This is a genomic window from Gemmiger qucibialis (assembly GCF_027689445.1).
GTDB classification, from domain to species: Bacteria; Bacillota; Clostridia; order Oscillospirales; family Ruminococcaceae; genus Gemmiger; species Gemmiger qucibialis.
In genome coordinates, this window is record NZ_JAQFEN010000020.1 from 21,045 (window position 1) to 27,335 (window position 6,291).

General features: G+C 52.5%; 4 protein-coding genes. 3 read left to right on the top strand and 1 reads right to left on the bottom strand.

Going from position 1 to position 6,291, the window contains the following annotated elements:
* Window positions 1-7: 7 nt before the first annotated feature.
* The 3 genes from fucU to PG062_RS15340 are packed head-to-tail and all read left to right on the top strand — an operon-like array spanning window position 8 to window position 3,688.
* Window positions 8-442, top strand: coding sequence for an L-fucose mutarotase (fucU, locus tag PG062_RS15330; RefSeq protein ID WP_270752946.1), 435 nt, complete (start codon window positions 8-10; stop codon window positions 440-442).
* Window positions 439-1,887: a rhamnulokinase gene (locus PG062_RS15335; protein WP_270752948.1), complete on the top strand. Its 1,449-nt coding sequence runs from the start codon at window positions 439-441 to the stop codon at window positions 1,885-1,887. The genes fucU and PG062_RS15335 overlap by 4 nt, the downstream gene beginning before the upstream one ends.
* Window positions 1,888-1,903: 16 nt before the next feature.
* Window positions 1,904-3,688: an L-fucose isomerase gene (locus PG062_RS15340; RefSeq protein WP_270752950.1), complete on the top strand. Its 1,785-nt coding sequence runs from the start codon at window positions 1,904-1,906 to the stop codon at window positions 3,686-3,688.
* 384 nt (window positions 3,689-4,072) lie between these two features.
* Here PG062_RS15340 and PG062_RS15345 read toward each other — a convergent pair whose 3' ends face one another.
* Complete coding sequence (locus PG062_RS15345) at window positions 4,073-6,199, bottom strand: DNA topoisomerase 3 (RefSeq protein WP_270752952.1); 2,127 nt, start codon at window positions 6,197-6,199, stop codon at window positions 4,073-4,075.
* Between the last annotated feature and the right edge of the window lie 92 nt (window positions 6,200-6,291).

Sequence of the window (6,291 nt, forward strand, 5' to 3'; positions counted from 1 at the left end):
ACACCGTATGCTGAAGAACATTCCGCCTATCCTTAGTCCGGAACTTCTGAAAGTCCTCTGCGAGATGGGACATGGCGATGAAATCATTCTCGCAGACGGAAATTTCCCGGCTGAAAGCATTGGCAAAGATGCCATTGTGGTTCGTGCAGACGGGCACGGAACCGTAGAACTGCTGGAGGCCATCCTGCAATTTCTGCCGTTGGATCAGTATGTGGAAAAGCCTGTCGCGCTGATGAAAGTGGTTGATGGCGATCCGTGCAAGCCGACTATCTGGGATAGCTATAAACAGAAGTTGAACGAGAGCGGCAATGACCCGGCTAAAATTGAAATGGTGGAGCGCTTTGCGTTTTATGAGCGCGCACATCATGTCTATGCGATTATCGCCACCGGGGAAAGCGCAATCTATGCCAACGTACTTTTGAAGAAGGGCGTGGTGCAATGAGTAACACAGCAACTGTGCTGGCCTTCGACTTTGGCGCTTCCAGTGGACGTGCGATTCGGGCCGTGTACGATGGCCAAAACCTCACCTACGAGGAAATCCATCGCTTTGAAAATGTCCCCATCGAAAAGGACGGTCATCTCTGCTGGGATGTGGAAACACTGCTGAAGGAAATTCACACAGCCATTCAAAAGGCGGGTACATTTGACAGCTTAGGATTTGATACATGGGGTGTGGATTTCGGCTTACTGGATACGGACGGCCATCTGCTGGCAAACCCTGTTCATTACCGCGATGCCCGAACGAATGGCAAACCGGAACAGGCCGCTGCCCGTATGCCCGCAGAAGAATTATATGCCCATACCGGCAATCAAATCATGGCAATCAATACTTTGTTCCAGCTGCTGGCTCTGCGTGAGCAGGACCCGGAACTGCTGCAAAAGGCTACGCAGATCCTTTTTATGCCGGATTTGTTTGCGGCTCTGTTGGGGGCCGAGCCGGTCTGCGAACGCAGCATTGCTTCCACCAGCCAGATGCTGGACCTCCGCACAGGGCAGTGGAGCAGAGAAGTGCTGGCCGCCTACGGCTTGCCGGAAAACCGCTTCGCACCCATTGTTGCCAGCGGCACAGTGACAGGTACACTTGCAAACGGTGCGAAAATCATTGCGGTGGCAGGGCATGATACACAATGCGCCTCGGCTGCTATGCCGTGTGCCGAGGAGGATGCCGAACACACGGCATTTCTCTCCTGCGGCACATGGAGCCTGCTGGGAACGGAATTGGATTCTCCGATTCTGACGGCAGACAGCTGCCAAAGCGGGCTGTCCAATGAACTCGGTGCAAACGGGAAAATCAACTACCTGAAAAACATCATCGGTCTTTGGCTGATTCAGGAAAGCCGCCGTGAGTACAAGCGCCGCGGGCAGGCATATTCTTTCGCGGAGCTGGAGCAACAGGCACTTGCCGCCGAACCGCTGCGCAGTTTTATTGACCCGGATGCCCCGGAATTTGTTGCCCCCGGCGACCTGCCGGGCAGAATACAGGAATTTTGCCGCAAAACCGGCCAGCCCGTCCCGGAAACGGTGGGAGCCGTAATGCGCTGCATTTATGAGAGCCTTGCTCTGAAATATCGCTATGCGATAGAGCAGCTCTCCGCTGTAACAGGTCGAGCATTTACGACCCTGCACGTTTTGGGCGGCGGCACAAAAGACCGTCTGCTTTGCCAGATGACGGCAGACTGCTGCGGCCTTACAGTAAAGGCAGGCCCGGTGGAAGCTACGGCGCTCGGCAACATTATGATTCAGTTGAAAGCCTTGGGGTTGCTGGACTCCATCACACAAGGACGCCGGCTGGTTGCGGAGACAGAGGTCATTAAAACATATACCCCAAGCACACAGAACTATGCGGAATGGAACGCCGCTTATGATCGTTTCAAACCCCTATTATAATAAGGAAGGTGCAACTATGCTGTATCCTAAAATTGGTATTCGCCCTGTCATCGATGGACGCTGGGGCGGCGTCCGTGAAAGCCTGGAAAATCAGACGATGCGCATGGCAGAAAATGCCGCCAAGCTGATTTCGGAGAACCTCAAGTACCCCGATGGTACGCCGGTGCAGTGCGTGATTGGCTGTACGACAATTGGTGGCGGTGCCGAGGCTGCCCGTGTGGCAGAGCAGTTCTCTACCCAGAATGTTACGGCCACACTGTCCGTGACCCCCTGCTGGTGCTATGGTACTGAGACGTTCGACATGGACCCCAACACCATTAAGGCAGTTTGGGGCTTCAACGGCACCGAGCGTCCTGGCGCGGTGTATCTGGCTGCGGTTCTGGCCGCACACGCCCAGCGCGGTCTGCCTGCTTTCTCCATTTACGGCCATGACGTGCAGGAAGCCAACGATGATACGATTCCCGATGACGTGGCCGAGAAAATTCTGCGTTTCGCCCGCGGTGCTGTTGCCGCAGGCTGGATGAAGAACAAAGCCTACGTCAATATTGGCGCTGTGACGATGGGCATTGCGGGCAGCTTCTGCGATGCGGGTGTTCTGCAAAAATATTTCGGCATCCGCGCCGAGTGGGTGGATGAGGTCGAGATTCTGCGCCGTATTTCCATCGGCATCTATGACCACGATGAATATGAGAAGGCGCTGGCATGGGTGCGCGAGAACTGCAAAGAGGGCTTTGATAAGAACCTCGGCAAGAATCTGCCACCCGTCATCACGAAGTCGAAGATCGTTCCGGCTGACAAGGATTGGGAGTTTATCGTCAAGATGACCCTGATCATCCGCGACATTCTGTACGGCAATCCGCGTCTGGACGAGATGGGCTGGCATGAGGAAGCGCTGGGCCGCAACGCTGTGGTCGGCGGCTTCCAGGGTCAGCGCCAGTGGACGGACTGGCTGCCGAATGCTGACTTCACCGAGGCCATCATGGCTTCTACCTTTGACTGGAACGGCCCAAAGGCCCCGACTCCGTTCGCCACTGAGAACGACACCTGCAACGGTATTGCCATGATGCTGGGCAGCCTTGTTTCCGGTTCTGCACCGTGCTTCCATGATGTGCGCACCTACTGGAGCCCCGAAGCCTGCGAGCGTGTGACCGGGCAGAAGCCTGACGGCGTTGCCGCCAACGGCTTTATTCATCTCATCAATTCCGGCGCGACAGCTCTGGATGGTTCCGGTGCCTGCGTGGATGCCGAGGGCAACCACGTGATGAAGCCGTTCTGGGAGATGACCGATGCGGACATCAAGGCATGCCTGAACGCCACCGATTGGTGCCGTGCGGACTATGAGTACTTCCGCGGCGGTGGATATTCCAGCCATTTCCGCTGCAAGGCAGAGATGCCTGTTACGATGCTGCGCTTCAACATTGTGGAGGGGATTGGCCCCGTCCTGCAAATTGCCGAGGGTTGGACGGCTGATCTGCCCGACGAGATTCACAACACTATCGACAAACGCACCGACCCGACCTGGCCGACTACGTGGTTCTGCCCGCGCCTGACCGGACAGGGTGCGTTCACCGATGTGTACAGCGTTATGGCAAACTGGGGTGCCAACCATGGCGTGACCGTTTACGGCCATGTGGGTGCTGACCTCATTACACTGGCCAGCATGCTGCGCATCCCTGTTACGATGCACAATGTCCCTGCCGAGAAGGTCTATCGCCCCCACGCATGGGCCAGCTTCGGCACGCAGGATCAGCAGGCTGCGGATTATGCTGCGTGCAAGCAGTACGGACCGCTGTATCGGTAAGTTACCTGTCGTAAATATTCTGCCGGAAAGATTCTGACATAGCCCTTAATACCAGTTAAGGAGAGGTTTCCTTGGAAGCCTCTCCTTGTTTTTTTCATTTGGAGGTATACAACAAATTCAAAAGATAAAAAGTACCTTGAGGCCTCTTTTCTCAAAGTGCGGTTATAAGCCATTGCCTATAACTTAATAGGCTTTTCCTCTATACGGAGAACCGCATTATGAGTTTGTCGAATGAATAACTCTGGCAATTCCACGCGAAAAACGAAATGGAATTACCACTGCCATATGCGAATCCTGACGGTACATGATCCACACAGGTGGACATATACTGAAGAATTTGCGTGTGTCAATTTTCAATTCGACAAGATTCTTTGTCGCTGTCGTTCACCACCAGTATTCCCATCGAAGAAAAAATGATGGGAGTACAGAAATGATAAAAAGGAACGATGGCATATTTTCAAATTCCATACTGAACTTCGTTTTGCCATCATCTGATACCTCCATAAAGACGGTGGCATCAAAGGTGTTGCCCGTTCTTTCGGACTTGCAATTCTTGAGCTTTACCTTGCCGGAACCAAGCAATTTCTGCGCCGTGGCAGAAGTCATGCTCTTGCCGATGCTCGCAAAGTAGCGATTGTTTTTCCAGAGGGCAAATTTGCAAGCTCTGTTGGAACAGAAAAATGCCTTGGCTTTGTCCTCTACAGCACTGCCGCAGAGCGGGCATTTGCCGATAGAATTGGCTTCTTTCGACATCATAACCTCGGAATCACGGATTACTTCATAGTTCTGAATCAGACCGGCAATCACATCTTTGATCTCGTCCATAAAGTCCTCGCTGGCATATTCGCCTTTCTCAATGAGCAACAATTTTTCTTCCCAATCCGCCGTCATGGATGGGGACTGAATCTGTTCCGGCATGACTGTTACCAGAGCCGTACCCTTGTGGGTCGGAATCAGGTGTTTGGTTTTCTTATCACCCTTACGCTCCAGAAAACCGATGCGAACCAGCTTCTCAATGATACCGGCACGGGTCGCAGGCGTTCCCAAACCTTTGCGCTCCACCTCATCAGGCATTTCGTCCGCACCGGCAGTTTCCATAGCAGAAAGCAGAGTATCCTCGGTAAAGTGTTTAGGGGGAGATGTTTTCCCTTCCTTGATTTCCGTGCCGCTGACGGTCATTTCGTCACCAACGGAAACAGAAGGGAGTGTCTGCACGTTTTCGTCGGATTTTGTCGAATCATTTTTCTGAACCAGAGCTTTCCATCCATCCTGCACAACAGTTTTGCCTTTGGTGGAAAACACGGTACCGCCACAGTCCAGCTCAATAACTGTCTCTGCGTATCGGTGCGGATCGCCAACAGCTACGCACAACCGATTCGAGATCAGTTGCAAAATTGCAAGTTCACCCTTGGGAAGTTCGCTCAGATTGCATTTCTGCAATTCTCTGGTCGGAATGATGGCATGGTGATCTGTGACCTTTTTGTTATTCACAACCTGCTCTGCATGAACTGGTATGTTATCCACATCCTCCACGGGGAATGTGTGGAAAGCCAGCTTTACGAGGTCGGTCAGGCTATGTGCCATATCTTCCGTCAGAAACCTGCTGTCGGTACGGGGATAAGTGACCAGTTTCTTTTCATAGAGGTTCTGCGTGTAGTCCAAGGTCTGCTGTGCCGTGTAGCCAAGCACACGGTTGGCTTCTCTCTGTAAACTGGTCAGGTCATAGAGCGCAGGCGGCTTTTCTGTTTTCTCCTTACATTCAGCTTTCTGAACGATTGCCACCGAACAGCTTTGTTTGACAGCTTCGGCTGCTGCCTTGGTTTTGAAGCGTTCGCTTGCAGCCGTAAAACCATCCAATCCAATCTGAACTGTGTAGAACAGTTCAGGCTTGAATGCGGAAATGGCAGCTTCTCGCATAACAGCCATAGCAAGGGTAGGGGTCATAACACGACCAACATTCAGGGTCTGCCCGTAAAGGGTCGAAAAAAGTCGAGTAGCGTTAATACCAACAATCCAGTCGGCTCGTTCTCGACACAGTGCTGCTTCATACAAAGCATCATATTCCGTTCCAGACCTGAGATTTTCAAAGCCCTCCTTGATTGCTACATCTTCCATCGAGGAAATCCAAAGCCGCTCAAACGGCTTTCTGCACCCGGCTTTGTGGTACACCAACCGAAAGATCAGCTCGCCCTCACGACCGGCATCTGTTGCACACACAAGACTCGCAACATCTTCTCTGGCCATGAGCTTTTTCAGAATCCCAAACTGTTTTTTCGTACCGGCAGAAACCTCATACTGCCAGTCCATCGGGAAGATAGGAAGGTCTGCATAAGCCCATTTGCTGTACTTCGCATCATAGACTTCCGGCTGTGCCAGCTCCACCAAATGCCCTACACACCAGCTGACCACATATCCGTTTCCCTCTAAGTAGCCATCCTCACGCTTGGCAGCACCTAACACTTTGGCAATACTCTGTGCAACCGAAGGCTTTTCAGCCAAAACTAATTTCATTTGCATCTGCTCCTTTCACAAAAAAATAAGCAGCCACACACCGTAGTGGACTGCACCCCATTTGTTAGACAGTATGATATACTATCTAACAA